16 protein-coding genes are annotated in these 23,274 nt (G+C 54.1%); 6 read left to right on the forward strand and 10 right to left on the reverse strand.

What is annotated here, in order from left to right:
• Positions 1-8 precede the first annotated feature (8 nt).
• From VN12_RS10915 to VN12_RS10925, 3 genes are read right to left on the reverse strand one after another with little or no spacing between them, the layout of a single operon-like run.
• Complete coding sequence (locus VN12_RS10915; RefSeq protein WP_168164332.1) at positions 9-2,048, reverse strand: BatA domain-containing protein; 2,040 nt, start codon at positions 2,046-2,048, stop codon at positions 9-11.
• Positions 2,045-2,953, reverse strand: a complete 909-nt coding sequence (locus tag VN12_RS10920) for a DUF58 domain-containing protein (protein WP_146676832.1) — start codon at positions 2,951-2,953, stop codon at positions 2,045-2,047. Before VN12_RS10920 ends, VN12_RS10915 begins: the two co-directional genes overlap by 4 nt.
• Before the next feature lie 11 nt (positions 2,954-2,964).
• Positions 2,965-3,981, reverse strand: coding sequence for an AAA family ATPase (locus VN12_RS10925; RefSeq protein WP_146676833.1), 1,017 nt, complete (start codon positions 3,979-3,981; stop codon positions 2,965-2,967).
• 212 nt (positions 3,982-4,193) lie between these two features.
• On the opposite strand from VN12_RS10925, the gene VN12_RS10930 reads away from it, so the two are divergent.
• Entirely contained in the window at positions 4,194-6,947 is a 2,754-nt protein-coding gene (locus VN12_RS10930) for a PQQ-dependent sugar dehydrogenase (protein ID WP_146676834.1), read from the forward strand.
• 37 nt (positions 6,948-6,984) lie between these two features.
• On the opposite strand, the gene VN12_RS10935 is transcribed toward VN12_RS10930, so the two are convergent.
• The 3 genes from VN12_RS10935 to VN12_RS10945 all read right to left on the reverse strand — a co-directional run bounded on the left by VN12_RS10935 (position 6,985) and on the right by VN12_RS10945 (position 12,293).
• Complete coding sequence (locus VN12_RS10935) at positions 6,985-10,413, reverse strand: efflux RND transporter permease subunit (RefSeq protein WP_146676836.1); 3,429 nt, start codon at positions 10,411-10,413, stop codon at positions 6,985-6,987.
• 3 nt (positions 10,414-10,416) lie between these two features.
• On the reverse strand, positions 10,417-11,601 hold the full coding sequence (locus VN12_RS10940) for an efflux RND transporter periplasmic adaptor subunit (RefSeq protein WP_146676837.1): 1,185 nt from the start codon (positions 11,599-11,601) through the stop codon (positions 10,417-10,419).
• A 239-nt stretch (positions 11,602-11,840) separates the two neighbouring features.
• The gene (locus VN12_RS10945; RefSeq protein WP_146676838.1) at positions 11,841-12,293 is read right to left on the reverse strand and encodes a hypothetical protein; all 453 of its coding nucleotides are present in this window, start codon (positions 12,291-12,293) and stop codon (positions 11,841-11,843) included.
• Positions 12,294-12,534: 241 nt separating this feature from the next.
• On the opposite strand from VN12_RS10945, the gene VN12_RS10950 reads away from it, so the two are divergent.
• Together VN12_RS10950 and VN12_RS10955 are read left to right on the forward strand one after the other, a co-directional pair.
• On the forward strand, positions 12,535-13,308 hold the full coding sequence (locus VN12_RS10950) for a ThuA domain-containing protein (protein WP_146676839.1): 774 nt from the start codon (positions 12,535-12,537) through the stop codon (positions 13,306-13,308).
• 44 nt (positions 13,309-13,352) lie between these two features.
• A complete protein-coding gene (locus VN12_RS10955; protein WP_146676841.1) occupies positions 13,353-14,666 on the forward strand; it encodes a WD40 repeat domain-containing protein in 1,314 nt (437 codons plus the stop codon).
• A gap of 411 nt (positions 14,667-15,077) precedes the next feature.
• On the opposite strand, the gene VN12_RS10960 is transcribed toward VN12_RS10955, so the two are convergent.
• Entirely contained in the window at positions 15,078-16,184 is a 1,107-nt protein-coding gene (locus VN12_RS10960) for a hypothetical protein (protein ID WP_146676842.1), read from the reverse strand.
• Positions 16,185-16,385: 201 nt separating this feature from the next.
• Between VN12_RS10960 and dprA the strand changes: the two genes are divergently transcribed.
• Both dprA and VN12_RS10970 read left to right on the forward strand, forming a co-directional pair.
• Entirely contained in the window at positions 16,386-17,621 is a 1,236-nt protein-coding gene (dprA, locus tag VN12_RS10965) for a DNA-processing protein DprA (RefSeq protein WP_146676844.1), read from the forward strand.
• 14 nt (positions 17,622-17,635) lie between these two features.
• Positions 17,636-18,574, forward strand: a complete 939-nt coding sequence (locus VN12_RS10970) for a putative 2-dehydropantoate 2-reductase (protein WP_146676845.1) — start codon at positions 17,636-17,638, stop codon at positions 18,572-18,574.
• A gap of 36 nt (positions 18,575-18,610) precedes the next feature.
• Here VN12_RS10970 and VN12_RS10975 read toward each other — a convergent pair whose 3' ends face one another.
• The 3 genes from VN12_RS10975 to VN12_RS26185 are packed head-to-tail and all read right to left on the reverse strand — an operon-like array spanning position 18,611 to position 22,577.
• Complete coding sequence (locus VN12_RS10975) at positions 18,611-19,756, reverse strand: acyltransferase family protein (protein WP_146676846.1); 1,146 nt, start codon at positions 19,754-19,756, stop codon at positions 18,611-18,613.
• 13 nt (positions 19,757-19,769) lie between these two features.
• Entirely contained in the window at positions 19,770-21,008 is a 1,239-nt protein-coding gene (locus tag VN12_RS10980; RefSeq protein WP_240491395.1) for a 1-acyl-sn-glycerol-3-phosphate acyltransferase, read from the reverse strand.
• Positions 21,009-21,065: 57 nt separating this feature from the next.
• On the reverse strand, positions 21,066-22,577 hold the full coding sequence (locus VN12_RS26185; protein ID WP_205855250.1) for a peptidylprolyl isomerase: 1,512 nt from the start codon (positions 22,575-22,577) through the stop codon (positions 21,066-21,068).
• Positions 22,578-22,663: 86 nt separating this feature from the next.
• On the opposite strand from VN12_RS26185, the gene VN12_RS10990 reads away from it, so the two are divergent.
• Positions 22,664-23,272, forward strand: a complete 609-nt coding sequence (locus VN12_RS10990; protein WP_168164333.1) for an RsmD family RNA methyltransferase — start codon at positions 22,664-22,666, stop codon at positions 23,270-23,272.
• The last annotated feature ends 2 nt before the right edge of the window (positions 23,273-23,274 follow it).

Consider the following 23,274-nt stretch of genomic DNA (forward strand, 5'->3'; position numbering starts at 1 on the left):
CTTTTCGGCTAAGTAAAAGCTTCAGTGCGACAAATGGCTTGGACGCGCTTTGCCGGCAAAGAGAGGATCGATTCTGCAAACAAAGCAATCAACATGAACCACGCAAACCAACGCCAAATCTCTTGGACTAATCCGGTGTCGGCCAGCGTGGCATCGACGCGATACCAAACCAACCCCTCGAATATCTTCTCCAGATCTTGGTCAGAAATTCTAACCTGCAGGTCTTCCTCCGGTCGACGGTTTTGTGCAAACGGAATCGAATCCATTCGATAGACTCCTGCGTGCTCAAAGAAGCGATTCGATAGAACGTTCTCGTTCCCCAACACCATTTCCGTGCCGTCACTCCAAGGTGACTCTGTCGTATCGACCCATCGGTTGGGCTGCCTGCCCAACTTCTCTGCTCCCTCTTGAATCATTCGTTGCACCATGATGTACAACGCAATACCGTTCGATGCCAAATTGGTGTCGCCGACTTGTGTGGTACTCCCCATCGCATAGGCCGCGCCGGAACTCTTCTCCGATACCGAATCCAATCGCACCAGCCAACTCGCTCCATCCTCTAGCCGCGCTAGCTCGGTCGCAGATGTTTCCATCTTGCAATACCTCGAGACCGTGACATCCCCTAACGGAACGGCATTACCATTCTGAGTGTTTCCAAGGAGAACTGTGTCGTTGCGCCAAGGCCCTACGCGCAACCCTATCGCCTCCGGGTCTCCTGTCACATCGGCCTCGACCCAGTTGGACCACTGCAACCCGAGAAACCGCTGGGGCGCTGGGACCTCAGGTGGCAAAAAGAGAACTTGCCCCCCTCGTTCGATGAATCGTTCCAGCAACTTTCCATCGTCCCCTTGCGGAAGCGGTCCATGCCAAACGACCAACACCACCTCGTCCCAGACCGCGATCGCCATTTGAGAAGGCTCAATAGTCTGAACAGATTGTTGCACCGAGCTTTCAGAAGAAATCGCTGCTGCTAGAGAAATAGCGTCGAGCTTCGAGAAATCCTCGCTAATGATTAGAGTTTTGCGAGGCAAGGGAGGTTCGAATGCAAAGTATGCTACGTTGTCCGCTTCATTGGAATCCGGACGGATTCGGATCGCCCCCCATCCCGTGGCCTTCTCCGGGGCCTTATCGATCGGAATGCGGAAGCCTTTAAGCTCTCCAACTCCCGAAACCAAATCGAGGTTTACGATCGTGTTCGCATCTCCGATCCGTATCTCAAGCGGAATGGTCTGATTCGCCTGCGCCGTCCCGGATTCCAGCTGGGAAGCCACGACGCGGCAACTGATCGACAGTTCATTGCCATCATCCCCCGCAATGAGCTTCGCCGCATCCAGTTGGATGGCGAGATTCGACAACTCCGAATGCGTTTCCAGTACCTGAAACCGTACCTCTGCACTCCCTTCCTGAACGGCAGAACGCATGGATGCCCACTCGCCGGACTCGCTTCGCCAATCGCTCTCCCGACGGTCCGACGCAATCCAAACCGTGGCGCGCGCCGCCCCTTTTTGATCGATGTATCGACAGGCTTTTTCGACCAACGCCGGAAGATTCGTGGTGAGAGCATTCCCTTGCAATCGCGGATCGCGCACCCATTCGCTCGGACTGGACAATTCGATCGGGTCCTCGTGCCCCGATGTGAACACCATCGTCACCCCCGTCCCAACCGTCTTGCTCCAGTTCGCATAGTTTTCGAGAACGGTTTGAAGCTTGGTCACACCCCGCTCCGAAACCGACTGCTGCATGCTAGGAGAACGATCGAGAACGAGAACCTGCAATTGGGAAACATCGGACGCTAGCCAGCCAGACACGCCGCTCGCGAGCGGACGGGCCATGAAGAATACGAGCGCCGCGATCGCGAGAGCTCTCAAAGCCAATACGATCCACTGACGCAATCGACTATATCCACTCGACATTCGACTCGCCACCAATAGAAACTGCATGGCAGCCCATGGGACCGACTGATAACGCCTCAAGTGGATCAAGTGAACAAGGATCGGAATAGCGAGCAGAGGAAGCGCGAAGAGCAAGACGGGTTGCAAAAAACTCATCGCACACCTCGGCTGCCGGTGCGTCCCAACAAACATCGTGTGAGCACTTGCTCGTAAGGTTCATTGGTAATGGTGCGATGGTAGTCGACCCCGGTCTCGATCGCGATGGCCCGCATCCGCTCCAAATACTCTCTCAATGCACGATGGTAGCGATCGGCGAGCTCCGCCGGATCGGTGAAAAGAGGCATCCCTCCTTCCATATCCAAGAAACGGACCGGGCGCTGAAACTCGAATGCGATCTCTTGAGGGTCGAGCAAATGAAAGACGACGACATCATGTTTGCGAAATCGCAAATGCTCGAACGACGATTTGAGCTCCGCCGTATCGACGAAAAGATCGGATACCACAACCACCAATGCACGCTGTCGAAAGGTTTCCGCCAACTCATGCAATACGGCAGGCAGATGGGTAGCCCCCGCCCCCTTGCATTGCTCCAATTGGTCCAAGACGACTTTCAAATGAGCCGGTGATCTTCGCGGCGGGATGTTCTGTGTCAGCTTTTCCGAGACGCACGAAAGTCCCACTGCATCCCCCTGTTGCGTCGCCAGATAAGCGAGCGTCCCCGTTAAACACTTCGCAAAAAAGAGCTTGGATGGATTCCCCTTGGACGCGAACTCCATGGAGCCGCTCGTGTCGACTACCAAACAACATCGCAGATTGGTGTCGGCCTCGAACTCCTTCACGTAGTAGCGATCGGTCCTCCCGTAGGCTCTCCAATCCAGCCTTCGCAGATCGTCACCGGGAACGTATTTGCGATACTCCGCAAACTCAACGCTCGACCCCAGGTGCGGCGACGCGTGACGCCCTGAAATGTTTCCTTGCATCGCAAAGCGAGACAAGAGTGGGAGCGCCGAAAGCCGCGACAGCACCTGCGGATCCAAGAACGAACGCGTTACAGGAAGCATGCGATCATCCTTTATTCCATTTCATCGATCAATCGCTGCACGATCTGCTTGGCAGAGATCCCTTCGGCTTGAGCGGCAAACGTCGTGATGATGCGATGGACCAGCACAGGCTTCGCAATGGCTTGAAGGTCTTCGAGCCGCACCATGTAGCTTCCTTGCAATGCGGCACGACTCTTGGCCCCTAAAATCAGATTCTGGACCGCGCGAGGCCCCGCCCCCCAACTGACATACGACTTCATCCAAGCAGGAGCGGTCTCTCCCTGAGGACGCGTCTTGCGTACCAACTTGGCCGCGTACTCGTAAATATGATCCGGCACGGGAACTCGTCGAACAAGCTTCTGGAATCCGATGATCTCTTCCCCTGTCATCACTGGACTCAACGTCGACGCGTCATCTCCGGTCGTACTCCTCGCGATCTGAATCTCTTCTGCCTCGTTCGGATAATCCAACTCGATCAGAAACATAAAGCGGTCCAGCTGGGCTTCGGGCAGCGGATACGTCCCCTCTTGCTCAACTGGATTCTGCGTGGCTAAGACCATAAACGGGGAATCGAGCTCGAATGTTTTTCCCAGCACCGTTACCCGCTGCTCCTGCATCGCTTCCAGAAGTGCCGCCTGGGTCTTTGGTGGAGCCCGGTTGATTTCGTCCGCCAAGATGATGTTCGCGAAGATCGGACCCTTGATGAACTGAAATGCGCGACGCCCTTCGTTCGACTCCTGAAGAATATCCGTACCGGTGATATCCATCGGCATCAAATCGGGCGTGAATTGAATGCGACTGAAACCGAGGGACATCGTCTCAGCAACTTTGCCAACCAAAAGCGTCTTGGCTAAACCTGGCACCCCCATCAGCAACGCGTGACGCCGCGCGAACATGCAGATCGCCAACTGCTCAATGGTATCCTTTTGACCGACGATCACTCTTCCGAGCTCGCCCGAAAAACGGCGATACGAATCTCGCAATCGATCGATGAAATGAACGTCGTCATCGGACAGGCTAGAGACGGAGGATGGGTTCGTACTCGACATGGAGTCCTTCGATTTCGTTGCACTCGGAATGACAGCGGGGGACCACAGGGTGGACTAGGGTGGGCAGCCAATGAGGGCTTCCCAATGAGGGCACCTCAGTGTAGTCCAATTCTCCCCGGTTACCATAGACGACGCCCCCCGCTCGAGTAGGATAGAATCCTCCTGCCACTACACCCGCCAACATCCCCGCCACTTTGCTTCAAAGGCTCCCTATGCGCCGAGCACGATCTCGCAACGTCGCTTCTCTCGCTTGCCTCGCACTCACATCTTGGGCCTCGCTCGAGTCGGCTTCCAGGGGTGAGGAATCCTACGATCCGAACCGCTTTGAAAAAACCGAACTCGTCGGTAATCTCATCCAGCCGATGGAATTAGCGATCGCACCAGATGGAACGATCTTCTTGATCGAACTGGCTGGCGAAATCAAACGACTCGATCCCAACACAGGATCGCTGGCGACGATTGGCAAAATCAACGTGACAACCGAACAGGAAAACGGATTGATCGGCCTCGCCCTCGATCCCCATTTCGAGAGCAACGGCTGGGTCTATTTGCAATACTCGCCCCCTTCGTTCAGCGGTCAACATGTCAGCCGCTTTACCTATCGCGACGGCAAATTGGACATGCAAAGCGAAGTGCTACTCCTCCAGTACGAAGAACAACGTCAAGAATGTTGTCACCATGCGGGTTCGCTGGCGTTCGGACCGGACGGATGCCTCTACATCAGTGCGGGAGATAACACGAATCCTTTCGGTGATTCCGGTGGTTATGCGCCTATCGACGAACGAGATTCGAAAGGTTCCTTCAACGCATTGCGAACATCTTCGAATACGAAGAACTTCAACGGCAAGATCCTTCGCATTCGCCCCAACGCAGAAGGGGGATATGAAATCCCCGAGGGGAACCTCTTTCCCGCCGATGGTTCCGTCGGCCATCCCGAGATTTATGTCATGGGATGCAGAAACCCTTGGCGTATCAGCGTCGATCCGAAAACGGGATTCTTGTACTGGGGTGACGTGGGCCCCGATGCCGGTGGCGATAACGAACGCGGGCCACGCGGCTATGACGAAGTCAACCAAGCGAAAACGGCGGGATACTTTGGATGGCCATTGTTCATCGCCAACAATCAGCCTTATGCAGCCTACGACTACCAAACGAAACAAACAGGAGAACGATTTGATCCCCTCAAACCGATCAACCGGTCGGTCTTCAATACCGGCTCCCCCTTGCTTCCACCTGCTCAACCCGCCTGGATCTACTACCCAGGTGGTCCATCCGAGGAGTTCCCGGAGCTAGGGTCGGGAGGGCGGACCGCTTGCGCTGGTCCCACCTACGATTTCTCTCCCTCGCTCAACTCGCCGACGAAGTTTCCAGAACACTTCCATCGATGCCTGTTTATCTACGAATGGTCTCGAAACTGGATCGCAGCAGTCCACCTGAATGACGATTCCAGCATCCAAAGAATCGAACCCTTCTTACCCTCCATGCGATTCACTCGCCCGATCGACATGGAGTTCGATCGCCAGGGTGTACTCTACGTCATCGAATACGGGGAAACCTGGGGCCGCAACCCAGACGCTAAACTGATCCGACTTGACTACCACCGCGGCAACCGTGCCCCAACCGCCCAAATACGAGCCGATAAGTTAGCTGGCAAGGAACCACTTCAAGTCGAACTCTCCAGCGATGGCTCATCGGACAAGGACGGCGACACGCTCCAGTATCGCTGGTTGGTATCCAAAGTCCCTGCATCACCGGAAGCCCCCCAAGCCGCTTCAAGACCAGCACCAGCCGACCTTCAACTGATCGGCACAACCCCCAAACTGCAATGGACGGCGACGCAGCGAGGTGTCTACAACGTTCAACTCGAATTGACAGATCCCCAGGGCGGCCGAGGAACCGCTACCTTGACGCTCGTCGTCGGAAACGCAGTTCCCGAACTGCAGTTTGTTCGGCCTAAGCATGGTGACTTCTTCGATCTCGGCGAACGGGTCTCTTTCAAAATCAAAGTCAAGGACCTGGAAGACGGGACCTCGGACTCCGACGAATCGGAAGAACTGGATTTGGAGTTTATCGACGCGGACGCTCCCAATCGAGTGAGTGTTCAAGCGACGATGATCTCGGGAGAGAACTCGGAAGATCCAGCGTCGGTTCCAGCCGGACTGAAACGAATGCGAAACAGCGATTGCTTCAATTGCCATAGCGTCGAAACTCCCCTCATCGGTCCCGCCTTTGTCGACGTTGCCAAGAAATATCGAGATCAACCTGGCGCCATCGAAGCGTCTGTCGAACGGGTCCGAGTTGGGTCGACCGGTGTCTGGGGTAAAGTACCCATGCTACCTCACGAACAATTCACACCATCCGAAATCCGCGAAATGGTGGAATGGGTCTTCGCAGCCGTTCCCAACCCCGCCACGGAATACCGCTCCGGACTCTCGAATATTGTCGAGTTGCTCACGGATAAAAAGGACTTCGACGGAAAGCTTCAATTGAACGCAACCTATCGCGACAAAGGCTGGGGATCGATACCCTCTATCTCAACCTCCCAATCCATCGAATTGCGTTCGCGAACCTTGCAAGCGGAACGAGCCGACAAGATTCACGACATGCAGATACTTGGTTCTCACAAAGCAGGAAACGGAAAGTTTTGCGGAGCCATCAATCACGGCTCTTATCTGCGAGTCGACCGCGTTCCGTTGAATCAATTTCACTCCATCGTCGCCAACGTCACGTCCGCGGGCGCGGGAGGCAAGATCGAGGTACGCAGAAATGGTCCCGACGGTCCGCTCGTCGGTACCTTACAGGTCAAGGTCAATGGGGATTGGGATGGGTGGTACGAAGTCGCTATGGAAAAGCCCTTGAAGGAAGCGACCAGTGCCGAAGCGTATGCCGATCTCTACTTTGTCTGTGTCAACGAAACCAATCGGTCCGGCCTGATGAACATCGATTGGATTCGATTTGTGAAGTAACCGTAGAATTCACGCCTCGCTGCTTCGGATCGAAACGCTAGGGAGACTTCTTGAGAATCTTCTCCCACCATCGCCGTTTGGGTACCGGAGCAGTGGATTCAGCTCCGACTTCGACAGCGGCCTGCTTCTTTGTCAACGATCCCAGCCAATCGATCAGCACGTAGAAAACAGGTGTGAAAATCAGGCCGAATATGGTCACACCGATCATCCCAGAAAAAACGGAGATACCGAGCGACTGTCGCATCTCAAATCCGGCTCCACGGCCGACCACCAACGGCGCAACGCCAAGAATGAAAGCGAAAGAAGTCATCAAGATGGGACGCAATCGGACTCGGCATGCCTCGATAGCAGCCTCGCGTCGTGTCGCGCCTTCCTGCTGCAATTGCTTAGCAAACTCCACAATCAAAATCGCGTTCTTCGCTGCCAAGGCGATGAGGACAACAAGCCCGATTTGTGTGAAGATGTTGTTGTCCGAGCTCGTGATCCACAATCCCGCAACGGCAGCCAGCAAACACATCGGAACGATGAGCAGGATCGCCATCGGCATGGACCAGCTTTCGTACTGCGCTGCGAGAACCATGAAAACGAAAATGACTGCCAACGGGAAAACCAGCTTCGTCAACAAATCTTTCTCGACAAGAATCTGTTGAAACGCTAACTCCGTCCACTCGTAGCTCATCGTGCTCGGCAATTCTCTCTTCGCGATCCCTTCCATCAGTTGAATGGTATCTCCGCTTCCTTGCCCTGGCGCGGGGTTGGAAATGAAGTCGGCGGTGGGATACATATTGAATCGATACACAATCCCTGGACCGCTCACGCTCTGCACATCGATCAACGTGGCGAGAGGAACCATTTCTCCATCGCTGTTCCTTACCTTAAGACGTCCGATATCGGTGGGTTTTGCACGGAAGGACGAATCCGCCTGCAAACTCACTTGCCAGTTGCGACCGAATCGGGTGATATCGTTTGCATACGCCGAGCCAAGATAGATTTGGAGGGTGCTGAAGACATCGTTCAATGCAACCCTGGCGGCTTTGGCTTTCTCTCGGTTGATATCGATGAAGAGCTGAGGTTCATTGGCTGTGAAATTCGAATAGCTTCCTGTCAACCGTGGCTCGACCTTGGCGCTTTCGGTAAGATTTGCCAACGCGCCTTGCAAGGCCTGGGGGCCTGCTCCAGCGCGGTCTTGCACCTGCATCTTCATGCCGGCAGTCGAGGCCAATCCATCGATGGGAGGCGCGCCGATGACCACGATCTCTGCGTCTTGAATAGACCGCAACTTCGCACGCAGATCCTTCACGATTGCTTCGGAATACAGACGCTCGATTCCGCCGCGTTCTTCAAAGGGGTCTAGAATCACGAACATACCCACGGAATTGGACGCATTGGTGCTCGTAAGAATCGAATATCCAGGAACGCTTACGGTGTGCCCGATTCCTTCTGTGTTGAGAAGGATGGCATTGATGCGATCGGCGACCTCGGTGGTCCGCTGGAGACTCGCTCCATCCGGCAATTGTGCGTTGACAACGAGGTAACCTTTGTCCTGCTGTGGAATAAAACCATTGGGGACCACCTGAAAGCCGCGAATGGTAAGCCCTATCAAGCCAGCGTAGAGAACGAGCATAATAACGCTCATGCGAATGGCACCCGCCACCGTCCTCCCGTAAAGGTTCGTGAGCCAATGGAACACCCCGTTGAAGCCGCGAAACAACTTCTGCAAAAGCTTGTTCACGACGGGAAACGCAATCGAGCCCACGACAAAGCCGACGCACAACAAAAACGCAAAGATGCACCATTGCACCCAACTGTAGGAGACATCGGAATGTTCACCGTGGGACGCGTGCGAATGGGGTAGTCCAACCCAAGGCCCCAACCAGGGGAGTGCGAAGCGATAGACGAGGATCGCGCCGAGCAAGCCTACACCCCAGCGCGGTAACGCTTCGCGATCGTGACCTTCGACATGCGGCTTGATCAATGTTACGGCTCGAGCGGGGGCCATCGTCATCGCATTGATGGCGGAAATAATGGTCGAGGCAGCAATGGTCAACGCAAACTGCTGAAAGAACTGTCCTGGGATCCCCGCGACAAAGATCGTGGGGAGAAACACCGAACTCAATACCAAGGTGATCGCGATCACCGGCCCTGTGATCTCTTCCATTGCCTTGATAGTCGCTTCGCGAGCCGGTAACCCTTTGGCCATCCAACGCTCGATATTCTCCACAACCACAATCGCGTCATCCACCACAATACCGATGGCGACCACCAATCCGAGCATGGATAGATTGTTGAGAGAAAAACCGAGATAGTTCATCACGGCCAGTGTGCCGATCAGCGACACGGGCACATCGATCATGGGCATCAAAGTGGCCCGCCAATCCTGGAGAAACAAAAGAACCACAACGAACACCAGCACGAAGGCCTCGATCAAGGTTTTATAGACCTCCTTCACGGACTCATCGACGAAGGTCGTTGTGTCGTAAACGATGGCGTACTCAACGCCTTGTTGAAAGCGTTCGGTTCGCAATCGGCGCATCTCTTCTCGGATACGTTCCGCTGTAGCCAATGCATTCGAACCGGGTAGCTGGAATACCGCCATCGTCACACTCGGCTTGCTGTCCAGCGAGCTACTGACGTCGTAATTCTTTGCACCCAACTCCGTTCTCGCAATATCGCCCAATCGAACAAGCTCGCCCTTGGAGCCCGTCTTGACGATGATCTCGTTGAATTGCTCGGGTTCGACCAAACGTCCTTTGGTATTGATGGCCAATTGAAATTCTTGCCCTGGGTCAGCAGGCTCCTGACCTATCCGGCCCGCTGCGACCTGAACATTCTGCTCGCGGAGCGATTGGAGCACGTCACCGGCGGTCAAATTCCGAACTGCAAGCTTCGTGGGATCCAACCAGACACGCATGGCATAATCGCGAGCCCCTAGCATCGCGACGTCTCCCACTCCGGGGATGCGCATCAAAGCATCGCGAACTTCGATGGTTGCAAAATTCGAAAGGTACAATTGATCGTAACGATCATCGGTAGCGACCAAATTGACAGCCAGAAGAATACTTGGTGATTTCTTTTTGGTTACCACCCCCTGGCGTTTCACTTCGTCGGGGAGCTTCGCTTCTGCAATAGCGACACGGTTCTGAACCAACACCTGCGCTTGGTCAATATTTGTACCAAGCTCGAAAGTGATATCCAAGTTCATGATTCCATCGTTGGTGCATCGAGATGCCATGTACAGCATTCTTTCCACACCATTGATCTCCTGCTCCAGCGGGGCGGCCACCGTATCCGCGACCACTTGCGCATTGGCACCTGGGTAAATCGCTGTGACCTGAATCGTTGGAGGGGCGACTTCGGGATACTGCGCGATAGGCAATTGCATGAGCGAAATGCCGCCGAGCAGCACGATCACCAAGGATAGAACCGTTGCAAAGACCGGCCTATCGACGAAGAAACGAGCGAACATCGTCTACTCCTTCTTCTCGATCGACGTGGAACCTTCCGCCAATTCTTCGGTCGGATTGACCTTCATTCCAGGTCGTGCTCGCTGGAGTCCATTGACAATGACACGATCGTTTGGGTCGATCCCGTTTTTGACGACACGCATACGATTCTCTGTCGAACCTAGCTCAACGTCGCGTCGATTGACGACATTATCGACACCGACAACAAGCACATATTGCAAGCTTTGGTCGCTCAGGATCGATCGTTCAGGAATCAAGATAGAAGGCTGTTCGTCACCGAAAGGAATGCGTACTTTGACAAAGAAGCCCGGCGCGAAGTAACGATCGCTATTAGGAACCGAAGCTCGTACCAACAAGGTACCTGTGGATGGTCGAACTTGGTTGTCGATGAAATCGAGTAGACCTTCATGCCGGAATTCCGTTTCGTTCGAAAGTGCGACAAGCACTTTTTGGTTGAGTTCCTTGACATTCTTGAAGTCCACGTCCAGGCCTTGACGGCGGCGGTATTCACGGAATCGCAGGACGGCAAGCTCATCCGCATCAAACGAAACATGCATCGGATCCATGCTGGCAATCGTAGTTAAGGGCGGGGCATTCAATTGGTTCATCGAAATGAGGTTCCCCACGGTGATATTGGCTTGGCTAATGCGTCCTGCGATGGGGGCTTTGATCATGCAGAAGTCCAGATCGAGTTTGGCTTGATCGATCGAGGCTTGTGCGGAACGAATCTCGGCGGCCGCGTTCGCTTGTTGCTGAATAGCCTCATCGAGGTCTTGTTGCGAAACGGCGTTGGTCACGATCAATGTTCGGTTTCGATTTAAATTGAGATCCGCGAGCTTGAGTTGCGCGTTGGCCTGCTCCAATCTGGCTTCCGCGCTGCGCAGAGCATATTCGTAGGGACGGCGATCGATCTCAAAAAGGAGCTGGTCCTTGTCGACTTCCTGACCGTCATCGAAGTAGATCTTCGTGAGATAACCGGTCACCCTGGCGTGGATCTCGACGAAATCAGGGGACTCCGTCCTCCCCACATATTCGTACGACTCCTGCACATTCTTCGAGACTGGTTTTTGGACCGTCACATCAGGGGGAGGTGCATCGACCGGTTTAGGCTGCTCGGGCGCGCATCCCTGTAACATGACGAGAAAGAGAGCAAGCAACGCGGTAAATGCGTTGTCGTTCGGGGTGCGCATGAGAGACCTCGGAACAGGATCATAGAGAAGGAGCGGCACTTCGCGTTCGAAGCGACTGCACCTAGTTGTAAGAGGAATCCTGCGAGTTGCAAGCGACGCGCATCAAAGCGCGAAGGGGCAAAGCAAAATGGATGACGGAGAACGCCGAACTGGCGAGCACCCCACTGTGAAACTCACTCTAGCCAAAAGAAAAGGGCCCCGAGTCGTCGGAGCCCTTTGCATATAGATCGGTTGTCGAATTACTTCTTCTCAACCTTAGCGAACTTCGCTTTAGCATAAGCGTCTTCGCCGAAGATCTTTGCAACCTTGTCTTCGTCGGACATCTTTTCAGCCTTGCCTTTGCAGTTGCCACAGCAGAAAGTGACGGTGGCGCCCTTGAACTCGATCTTTTGATCTGCATTCAACTTGCCACCGGTGAATGGGCAAGCAGCTTGCTCGACTTGCTTGGTAGCGATCAATTGGTGATTCGCCTTGGAAGCATGGGCTTTTTTGTCACCGTCGAAGGTCTTCTTGCAGTTGTCGCAGCAGAAGTAAACCTTGCCGTCTTTCCATTCCGAATTCTTGTCTTCCTTCGCGGCCGACTTGCCATTCATCATGCATTTTACGTCTTTCAAGTCGACTTTCTCGAAAGCGTAGCTAGCACCAGCAAAAGCAATAACAGCGGCAAACAAACCCAACAGTGCGTTCTTCATATTTCCTCACTCCAACGTTATCGGACAGAACAAACTTTCACGTGTGGTCACGCGTTTCGATTGTAGTACGGTGTCAAATTCGGTGTCAACCTGTTCGCAACGCCCGGTAATCGGCCGCAGAGGAGGCTATACTGCCAAGAATGTCACGGTGGCCCGGTTTTCCCCGCGAAACGGGCAATTTGTACATTTCTTCCCTTGGACCAACCCTCATTCCTCCCAAAAACAATCCGGTGAATTCCTTATGAATTTGAAGATTCCCACGGTCGTTGCTCTCGTCTCCGTACTCTTCCAAGCTGCTTCGCCGGCGCAATGCCAGTCTCCGGATGAACGTTCAGCCAGCAAACCGATCCAGGTGTTGCTCATCACCGGCGGCTGCTGCCACGACTACGATTTCCAGACCAAAGCAATGCAATTGGCGGCGAAGGATAAATCGCTTCCCGTAAACTGGACTGTCGTGAATCAGGGAGGCAAGGGAACGAAGGCGATGATCGACTTTTACAAGAACCCCAAGTGGTACGAGGGTTTTGACGTCGTCATTCATAACGAGTGCTTTGCAGATACCGATGACCCCGAGTACATCCGCGGAATCACCAAGCCGCATCGCGAGGGGGTGAACGCATTGGTGATCCACTGCGCCATGCACACCTATCGATCTGCAGATGTTGACGATTGGCGAGCGTTCCTCGGAGTCACCAGTCGCAGACATGATCACCAGAGCGAGTACCCCGTAACCGTCACAGCGCCGGATCATCCCACGATGAAAGACATTCCGAAGGATGGATATCGATCTGCCAAGGATGAGCTCTACATCATTGAAAAGGTATGGCCTACTACGAAAGTCTTAGCGACTTCTAAAAGTGAAAAAGATGGGAAGGAGCATCCCGTTTATTGGGCCAATCAGTATGGCGACGCTCGCGTTTTCGGAACCACGTACGGCCATTCCAATGAAACATTTTCGGATCCTGTTTTCTTGGCCACCATCGTCAACGGCATTCGCTGGGCAGCGGGAAAATGAACGCTGGAGCCGAATGACTCGCTGGGTCGCCAGGAGGAGTTCGATTGGGATTTTCCAACGAATCAGCAGAGCCTAGGCAGCGGCAGAAGCCCTTTCGGTTTCAGCGATGGATTGCGTTCGCGGTGTGTTGGGCTGTGTTGATTTGGTCCGGTTTAAATCTTTTTCGGCGATGGGCTGAGGAATGGTCCCTGTCTTACAGTCGGGTGGGGTTTGTACCGTACGGATACCATGAGTCGGAGTTTGCACCGGATGGAAGCCGGCTAGTGATCGGCTTTCAGAAGCAAAGTCGTGTCCTTGAGCTTTCCAATGGCGAGGTGCTGTCGGAACTAGAGCAATACGACGGACAAGGCCTAGCGGGTTACTCATCGCAGGGCATGATCATCAGTGGATTTTCTCGCGACGCGACGAACGTTGCGCAAGCGGTTATTTGGAACGATGGCGACGGGAAGAAGATTGGGAGCATCAGCATCCAAGCAGAGGATTGCTTTCCGATCTTCTCACCCGACGGCGAAAAGATCGTTGTGGTATTCGATCAAGGGCTGGCTATTTGGGATTCAATAAGTTTCGTGCAGCGGGGTCGAATCGCAATCGATTGGCCGGAGCAAGCTTGGTTACCCGGGCGGCTGGCATGGAATCCGAGAAACCAAGAGTTAACGGTCATCGACGATAGCGGAAAGCTGCTTAGAGTCGATTGGGATCGGGGGATCGCAGAACCATTTCTGGCAGCACAGGAGATAAGAGCGAAATGGGCTCGATGGTCCAGTGACGGGACAAAGTTGCTCACCCTCAACGAGGGAGGGCTATCTCTTTCGGTATGGGAACTTCAATCCGGGAGGATGGTAACAACCATCTCGGGAGGCCCCTTCTCCCAAGCCGCATTTTCACCCGACGGAGAGAGTATTGTTACTTCGTCCCCGGGAGATGTTACTTTTCAAGAGAGAACAGCTGCGCCCTCCGTTTGGGATCGTCGCACGAAAATCTGGGACTCCACGACAGGAACACTGCTTGTGAATCTAGAGACCGTTGGGTTCGCTCAGTTGTCTCCAAACTGGGAATATCTCCTGGAAACAGACCCTGAAGGTTTGCGGTTAGCAAAATGGAATGGTTCCCGTTCGCAAAGGTTCCCCGGGTGGTTCGATGGACATGGGTGCACCTGCACCTTTGGTCCGAGCAATCGATTTATGGCGTCGGTCAATGGGAGTGGACGTGTTGCGGTTTGGGAGCGTCGAGATCTCTCGAATTTTTGGAGAGACTGTCTGACGAGTCTTCCTTTTTGGCTAGCCCTTTCGGCAACCCTCGTTCTGTCGGCAACCTTCGTTCTATCAAGAATCGGCTTCTCTCGAGAAGCGTCTTCCTAGCTAGATCCAGCCCCAAGATCCAGCCCCCCCATCCAAGCCCCCTCCATCCAGCAACCACATCTCCTCTACCCCCATCCACCAGGGACACTCACCAATAACAGGCACCAATAACAGGGACACTCACCAACAACTGGGGACACTCACCAACAACTGGGGACACTCACCAACAACTGGGGACACTCACCATTTTTTGACACAAGACACTGGGAGACACTGGGGGTGGGAAGTGGGGAGTGGCCCCCCGAAGGTGGGGGCGAGAGGGGGTGGTTCGAGGGGAATGGGGGCCGAGGGGCGGTCAAAGACGGGTTTTTGGACCGTTTGACTCTCGAGGCGCGCAGCGGCGAACCCAGTGCCGCTCCAAGGGTCACTCTCAAAGAAGAAGATGCTCGCGGCCTGTACGGCTACAAGCTCTTAAGAAGGTCGCTGGAATCGCGGACAGTAGATCTGCCGCTGGGTGACCAGCGTTCGAGCCTCCTTCATACTGCGCACACTTCCAGCCGCCAATGAGAACATTCGACTGAAATGGGTCGTGTAGTCGATCCAACGCTCGGGATCCAATCCCAACCGCTCCAACACCGGAGGCACCTCCTCGGGTGTAAACCCTTTCTTGCCTTCCCGGATAATCCTCGCCGTCGCATCCAATAGCTGGATATAGTTCATCGATGACAACGGTACCACGCCCTTGTCACTGCAACGCTTCTTCGTCTTGCTCGGTTTGCTCCCCTGGCTTCCTCTCTCATCGATCAGCTCTATCGGGGCTAAATACGCGTCTGGTAACAGACGCTGTGGCAAGGCAGGATCTTCGCTGGGCGCTGGGGACTGCGGCGATTCCGTTTGAGTTCCCTCCGGGGGCGGTTCTGACTTGGCGAGCTCCTGCTTCAGGGCTGCGAACCGCTGGGCTACCGACGTGTACTGGGATGCCTCGAGCGTCTGGGCTACCTGGGCGCGGATGGGATTCAAATCCACATAGCTCACGCAGGCCAAGATGGCTTCGTCATCGAGCAACCGCACCGCCTTGAACCGGCCATTGAAGAGACGGCCCGTCTCTTGGAGCTCCAGGTTGGCGCGCTTGGCGACTCGCTGGCAAAGGATGCGCATCCACCACGAGATATCGCTGAGCCGCAATCGGATCTCTTTCAACTTCTCGGGCTTGGTGCGGATCGCATCGAGCTCCTTTTCGTTGGGCTCCGCTGGAGTCTTGTCTTTGTTCTTCCTCTTGGGACACATCAACATCCAGCGCCTGGCCACTTCGGTATCGTCCCACTCTTGGACAATGTCGGGGCGAGACCGCAAGACCGAGTGGAAGTGGTTGCTCATGATGGCATGACCTAGGACGTCGATGCCAAAGTACTGGGCTTGCTCCTCGATCTGCTTGGTGATCCAGAGACCGCGATGGCTGTGATCTTTGCGGGTGAGAGCATCATCGCCGAGCAAGAAGTACTTGCGAACAATGGTGGCGATGGTGTGGACCGTAGCGACTTCGTCGGGACGGTAGATATCGGCGCGGGCGCTGCGCATGATCTGAATTCCTTGGGCGAAAGGGAAAACATCGGCAAAACAAGGGACGATTCGTTCGGGTTGCCGGGCACGATCCTGTGCATAGAAGTGATTGGAGCGTCTCGAGACCCCAGATACAAGAGTGGGGAAGGGGGCGCCAAAAAGAAATTAGGATACAATGAGGCTCATGCGATTGCAGATTTCTCACCCCGAGGAAGAATCATGCCCGATGATTTTGTCACGAAATCTTTGTTCGACTCTGACGAATTGGTCCCGCCGCAAGGAACCGACGGCCCGTGCTTCGACGACACCGATGCCCCTCCGTTTGAAGTCGCGATACCTCCTATTCGCCTTGTTCCGAAGGAAGATCGCGAACCTTATCTACGACTCGCTCTTATCGGTGGGGTAGGGCCTCGCACGTTGGCCGCATTGGTGCATCATTTTGGTTCCGCGCGCGAAGTCGCCAACGCGACGCTCAAAGATTTGGGAAAGGTCAGCGGAATCGGACCCAAACTTTCCACATTGATCCGAGAAGGCACACAAAGCGACCTGCTTGAACTTGTCCAACAACATTGCATCGAACATTCCGTGCAGATCCTCGTTCCCGGTGATTGCCAATTTCCTCGTATGCTGCTGGAGTTGGAAAACCCTCCCCTCTTTCTCATGTTCCGAGGCAAGCTGCAGACCAACGACTCGCTTGCTATCGCCATGGTCGGAACTCGTCATTGCACCAGCTACGGTGCCACCATGGCCGAACGGATTGCCAAATCGCTTGCTCGCCAAGGCCTCACTATCGTCAGCGGACTTGCTCGCGGCATTGACGCGATATGCCATCGCGCCGCGATGGAGGTTGGTGGGCGAACGATCGGCGTACTGGGTAGCAGTGTGACCGAGGTCTATCCACCCGAACATGATGTGCTCGCAGAAGAAATTACATCTCACGGCGCCATCCTCAGTGAGACTCACCCATTTTCGAAACCCAAGGCAGGTGTCTTCCCTCAACGAAATCGAATCATCAGCGGATTGAGCTTAGGCGTGATCGTCATTGAAGCGGCCGATCGATCGGGTTCCTTGATCACAGCCCAGCATGCCGGGGAACAAGGTCGCGATGTCTTCGCTGTTCCCGGCGCCGTTACCTCACGAATGTCCCGCGGCTGCAATCGTCTCATTCGAGATGGAGCCATTCTTATACAAGATGCCGACGATATCCTCGAACATCTTGGTCCCCTCGTTGAAGGTATTGAGTTGGAGAATGGTGCGAGAGTGTCGCACCCAGCAGAGCTGCAGCTAAACGAAATCGAGCAAAGCGTACTGCAATGCATCGAATCGCTCCCTACGGATATCGATTCCGTCGTATTGAAATCAGGATTACCCGTGTCCCGCGTACTCAGTACACTGAGCGTCTTGCAAATGAAGGGACTGATCAAACGGCCTTCGAGTAGAACTGTTTCGCGCTAGTGGGATATATCGAGATGAAATTCGGAATCGTGGGTACCGGAGCTTTGGGAGGATTCTACGGAGGACTTCTTGCAAAGATCGGTCAGGAAGTCCATTTCCTACTCCACTCCGATGTCGACTTTGTTCGGGAGTATGGTCTACGCGTGGATAGTAAACTCGGGGACTTTCATATCCCCAAGGTCAATGCCTACAGCAGTCCCGAAGAAATGCCCAAGTGCGATTGCATCATTATCGCTCTGAAGAGCACGCAAAATCACCTGCTCGAAAAACTCATCCCACCGTTGATGCATCCGGATTCGTTGGTTTTAGTCCTACAAAACGGATTGCATGTCGAACAAAGAGCGCGTGAGGTGGCGGGTGAAGGGCGTGTCGCAGGAGGCTGCTGTTTCTTGTGCTCGAATAAAGTTGGGCCCGGCCACATCAAGCATTTGGATTATGGCAAAATCCTCATGGGTCCTTACCGTGGTATCAACGACGACGAATCGGGACCTGATATGGAGGTCCTCCACCACATTTGCCAGTTGTTCCGCCAAACCGGAATCGAATGCAACACCACGGAAAATCTGTCGCTTGCCCGTTGGCGCAAGCTGATGTGGAATATCCCGTTCAATGGGCTTTCGGTCATTCTCAATGCCAGTACGGATTCGATCATGCGCCACCCCCATTCGCGCGCATTAGCCGAATCGATTATGTCTGAAGTTCGAGAGACCGCTGTCCAATGCGGCCACTCGATCGAGACCGATTTCATCGCTTACATGATGGAACATACCGACGACATGGTTCCCTATGACAGCTCCATGCGACTTGATTATCTGGCAGGACGCCCCATCGAAGTCGAAGCCATATACGGCAATGCGATCCGCGCTGCGGCGAGAAAACAAGTCTCTGCACCCTTGATTTTGGCAATGTACCGACAACTTCATTTCTTAGCAGACAAACGTGCGAACGCCTAGAAAGGCCTCTCTACTTTTGATCGTGTAAGTCTTCCGTTATGCAAAACGCTTCTTTATCGCCAAGAAATGCTTCTCAAAGCAGTGATACGAAAGCCACGCGAGAACATACGTCAATCCGAACAGAATCCACACATAGAACAGATAAAACCAAACGAGCGCCGAACCCGAGCCTGGCACCCATTGCAGCACGGAAGATGCCGGTATGAGAGTCACCAACGGTAACTGAATGACGTACATCCCATAGCTGTACTTGCCGAGCGATCTTAATGGGGACCAACGGGTGATACGATTCCATACGTCGTGCTTCGACCTATGCATCATCCAGTAGAGCACGCAGACAAAGAGTATTGGAATGAGGGTATTCGGGATGGCAAAGTACCGTTTGCCCGTCCATGCAATGGCGATCCCAACCACAAACAACAGGGGAGCGAGAATTGCAGCCGCCGTCTTCAACACTTTAGGCTGGTAGTTGGCATAGATGGCAATCGCGGCCATACCTCCGAGAGATAGGGCATCGGAGCGGAAAAACGTGTGGACGTCCACGGCCACTCCGTAATCGGCATCCCTAGCCAAGAAGGTCCTCGCCACGAGCACCAAAACGACCCAAGCGAGACAAAGCCTGAACAGTCGCTTCGGTGCGATCCAATACACGATCGCCGGCCAGATCAAGTAAAAGTGCTCTTCGACCGCTAACGACCAGAAATGATCGAGCGGCCCAAAACACCATTCATTCACCCAAGCCATTCGAAGGTTCGAAATGTATGTCCACAAATACACCTGCTCCCCTGCAGCGACTTGAAAAGACGAAGGCCCCCCAAGTCGCGGGACAACGTACAAGCAAACGATCAATGCCAGGATATAGAGGGGGAAAATCCGAAGAGCCCGGCGAACCATAAAGTTACGGAAATAATGCGGTCGATCGCGAGTACGGAGCAAGATACCGGTGATCAAGAACCCCGACAAAACAAAGAAGAGATCGACTCCTCTCTCTCCAAGAGGAGACAATCGCTTGATCCAAGCCAGCGCCGTGCTCGCCGTCGGATCCATTTCCTTGCAATAGCGGTACAAGGTAACGATAAGGATCGCAAAACCGCGAATTCCATCCAACTCTGGAAGGTGCAGCCCCTCGTTCCATTTCACAGACAGTTCGCTTGCGCTGTCTTCCTTGAGAGACTCGACCATTGCGTCCAATCGACTAAGAAATGCTGATGCTGTTGGCTTCCGTGGAGAGTCGGTCAAGCATGGATTGCAATCTTTCTCGAAGTTGCTTCATGACAGGATCTTCCTCACCTCGCGGTACGCGTTCGGTCGGAACTTCAATCGCCTCGTCGATCTCGATAATGGCCTCGAGCGGGCCATGAACGTTCGCTCGATCGGTGAGGTCCTCCTCCAATCGTTCGATCGTTTCCAGAATCCGCGTGTCCGTCGTCGGAGAAACGAGGTAATCCACTGGATACGAGGCGATCTGCTGCGCCAAATAAATTTGGGACAGCTGGATCCATCGGCGTTCTCGCTCGGATTCCGTAATCTCTCCTGTCGCAAGCTCCGGGACGATTTTCATTCGAAGCGATTTAATCCGCGGAATCAGTCCATTTTCCGGAAACGACTTGCCGAGCCACTCCGCCTCTAAGGGACTTAGAAGGTGGTCGATCAACCGTTGCTGTCGCTCTTCAAACGTACCTGTCTGCGAACTTCCTAGGTATTCAATTTCCTTCAGGCTCAACATGGCCTTCATCATTCGATGGATTCTTGGCAATAACGGCGCCTCCTTGAGCTTGAGCCAGGTCAACCGCTTTTCCAACGCATCCAAAGTGGGATCGACTGCCTTTTCCAAATCACCGTGGAACACGTACTTGATCGCCACCGGATGGATCACGACTTTCCCGTCACCTTCTTTCGATCGCCTTTTGGCAGCCGTGCGAGCCATGAACGCGACTCCATCGAGCAGGGGCTGCAGTCGATCATTGGTACGAAAGACCGTTCCTTCCGGAAAAACCACCAAGGGGCGCTCGGTACCGGACAGAATCTCCACGGCCAAATCAAGCGACTGACGGTCCAGGCCCTCGCGATAAACGCTAAACGCCCCCATCGTCGAAATGGCCCATCGCTGAAAACGGGATTGCTCAAACAAATGCCAGCTTGCCATGGCATAAAACAGCGTCTGTGCCTCCTCCGCGACATAACTCATCACGAGCGGGTCGGCATACCGACAGTGGTTCGGTGCAAGCAGGATCCCATGCCCACGCCGTTTGGACTCCTTCAAATGATCGATACCGTGAAGCCGCACGGAGACGACCCCCTCCGCTTTTCTTAGGTATCGCTTCACCAGTCCAAGCTTCAGAATCGACCAAGGCAACCAGTTCCCGCGGTGGGGAGGTACGAATTGGTACGGCTTCTCAATAATGATGTCTTGCATCGCAACCGCATTTCTCATGCAACGAGGCGTGGATTCACCTTGGCATAGAGCCAAAGCGAACGAAGCGTACTTGCTTCAGCGGAAAAGCTTCCCACGCACAGGAGTAGGTTTGTATTCGTGGTCGCGTTTTCGGAGCACCTTGGCTTCAATAATAAAGTCAGGGTTCTTCTGGGATTTTTTCTCTTCTTCATCGGCTAGATTCATCTGGCGAAACAAAGCGACATTCTCCATACCCTCGATCACCCGCCCAAACACCGTGTACTTGCCGTTCAAGTGTTCCAGTGCGGTGAACGCAATATAGAACTGCGAGCTCCCGCTATCAGGATCCGGTCCGCCATCTTTCGCCCCAAGCGCAATGGCGCAGCTCCCTCGCAAATGCGGACGATACGACTCTGAAGTTGCCTCACCTCGGATGGTGTAACCGGCGTCGCCTGTGCCGTCTCCTTTTTCACATCCGGTTTGCGCTACCATGTGCTGCTCAACCCGAAAAAAGGACTTGCGGTTGTAGTATCCCCGTTCCGTGAGATAGATAATATTCGCAACCGCTTCGGGGGCATCGTCTTCAAAAAGCTCGATCACAACCCTTCCCTTGGAAGTAGCCAACTCAATCTTTGGGTTATTATCCCGTTGGCTCTCCTCTTCACGTTTCGCTTTCTCTTTTTCCCAAGTCTCTTTCATGCGTGGCAAGTTGCTGAGGAATAGAAGCTGGGATTCTACCAGCTCCTGCTTCTGTTTCAGTATATCTCCAGCGGCTATCGCTAAGTCGTATTCTTGATTCGCGATACAAGCGGACACGAGTTCAAGGAGAAGCTCTCCGTCCAAGAGGCTAGGTTCCAGTTCGAGCATCGAAGCGAGCGAGGTCGTCCAAGCATCGACGCGATCGAGCTGAGTATCGAATAAGAACATCTCTTTCAGCGAGAGCCCAAGAGATGCGTACTTTTGTTTATCGGACAGATAAGTCTTCGCGCATTGCTCAATCCAAATGCGACGGGCTTCGTGGCAATTCGAGAGAGCAGAGTTCCACAGATCATCCAGCTCCTTTTGCTTGGCATCGTTGATCTCGTAGGCCAGCGAATGTCGATTCATGGCCATGATCAATTCCGTTACCGCCTTTTGAAACTCGGCATACGCCACCCGGTAGGCTTTGGCCTCCTCCGAATTGTCTTCATCCGGGATGAAGGCGAATCGCGACTCTCTCGCCTGAGCTTCACGCGATTTCGCTTCCGCCTTCTTTCGATCGAACTCCGCGCGTTGTTCGGGAGTCATCTTCGCCTTCAACGCGCGTTCTTCGCGGGTCTCCTCACCCAACGGATGCGAATGTCCAGCATGATCATGACCGCTATGATCCTGCCCGTCATATAGCCGAACACTGCCGTCGTCCCAGCGAATACTGGGCCGAGTTGAGTCGACAGTCGGTGGCTGGACCTGCGCGTACGCAGCGGAAACGGGAAACAGTAACACCACCCCCATCCGAGCCGCGTGACGGCAGCGGCCCGTGACAAAAACCAACCCTCTCCAGATGGCGTTCGAGGAAAAAGGAATCGCAGTTGGCGATGAATGGTGGGAGCGAATCAAGGTTCTGATCATCCAGAAGACTCTAGTCAGGGGGTCGGATTGGGTTACGATCATATTCTAAGTTCATTTATCGATTCTGTCCCGCGAGTAGAAATCCCTTGGAAAAAACAAACCTTCGAATCATCGGCGGAGAATTTCGGTCGCGAAAGATCCAATTCGCGGTCGATCCGAGAACTCGACCGATGAAGGATCGGACTCGCGAAGCTGTCATGAACTTGCTCGGAGGTACGCTTCCGGAGTCGATTGCGTTCGATCTTTTCGCGGGGACTGGAATTCTGGCATTCGAGGCACTCTCGAGAGGCTCCTCCGCCGCAGTCCTGTTCGAGATCTTGCGAGGTGCCGCACAAGACATCGCGAAGAATGCGAAGACCCTAGGAGTCGAAGACAGCTTGGTCGTGATCCAAAACGACGTCTTGCGATGGAGCGCTTCGATGGACCGAAATCTGCCACTTCTGCGGCTCCCCGAGTTGCCTTGGGTCGTTTTCTGCTGCCCTCCCTACGCGTTTTGGGAAGAGGATTCCGATGGCATGCGAACCCTGCTGCAGAACTGGGTACAGTCCGCTCCCTATGGATCGCTCTTCGCGATTGAGCTGGAGGAACGCACTCCACTTGACTTCCTGCCGCAAGAGCTGGAGTGGGATGTCCGCACCTACAAACCAGCTCGGATGGCGATAGGCGAAAAATATCCTCCAGCGCAAGAGTCTTAACC

It is taken from the genome of Pirellula sp. SH-Sr6A (genome assembly GCF_001610875.1).
In the GTDB taxonomy this organism is placed as follows: domain Bacteria; phylum Planctomycetota; class Planctomycetia; order Pirellulales; family Pirellulaceae; genus JBKCUI01.

Bases quoted from the DNA above. Each gene is read 5' to 3' on its own strand.
- VN12_RS10915 (WP_168164332.1), bottom strand. From the start codon at position 2,048: ATGAGTTTTTTGCAACCCGTCTTGCTCTTCGCGCTTCCTCTGCTCGCT.
- VN12_RS10920 (WP_146676832.1), bottom strand. From the start codon at position 2,953: ATGCTTCCTGTAACGCGTTCGTTCTTGGATCCGCAGGTGCTGTCGCGG.
- VN12_RS10925 (WP_146676833.1), bottom strand. From the start codon at position 3,981: ATGTCGAGTACGAACCCATCCTCCGTCTCTAGCCTGTCCGATGACGAC.
- VN12_RS10930 (WP_146676834.1), top strand. From the start codon at position 4,194: ATGCGCCGAGCACGATCTCGCAACGTCGCTTCTCTCGCTTGCCTCGCA.
- VN12_RS10935 (WP_146676836.1), bottom strand. From the start codon at position 10,413: ATGTTCGCTCGTTTCTTCGTCGATAGGCCGGTCTTTGCAACGGTTCTA.
- VN12_RS10940 (WP_146676837.1), bottom strand. From the start codon at position 11,601: ATGCGCACCCCGAACGACAACGCATTTACCGCGTTGCTTGCTCTCTTT.
- VN12_RS10945 (WP_146676838.1), bottom strand. From the start codon at position 12,293: ATGAAGAACGCACTGTTGGGTTTGTTTGCCGCTGTTATTGCTTTTGCT.
- VN12_RS10950 (WP_146676839.1), top strand. From the start codon at position 12,535: ATGAATTTGAAGATTCCCACGGTCGTTGCTCTCGTCTCCGTACTCTTC.
- VN12_RS10960 (WP_146676842.1), bottom strand. From the start codon at position 16,184: ATGCGCAGCGCCCGCGCCGATATCTACCGTCCCGACGAAGTCGCTACG.
- dprA (WP_146676844.1), top strand. From the start codon at position 16,386: ATGCCCGATGATTTTGTCACGAAATCTTTGTTCGACTCTGACGAATTG.
- VN12_RS10970 (WP_146676845.1), top strand. From the start codon at position 17,636: ATGAAATTCGGAATCGTGGGTACCGGAGCTTTGGGAGGATTCTACGGA.
- VN12_RS10975 (WP_146676846.1), bottom strand. From the start codon at position 19,756: ATGGTCGAGTCTCTCAAGGAAGACAGCGCAAGCGAACTGTCTGTGAAA.
- VN12_RS10980 (WP_240491395.1), bottom strand. From the start codon at position 21,008: ATGAGAAATGCGGTTGCGATGCAAGACATCATTATTGAGAAGCCGTAC.
- VN12_RS26185 (WP_205855250.1), bottom strand. From the start codon at position 22,577: ATGATCAGAACCTTGATTCGCTCCCACCATTCATCGCCAACTGCGATT.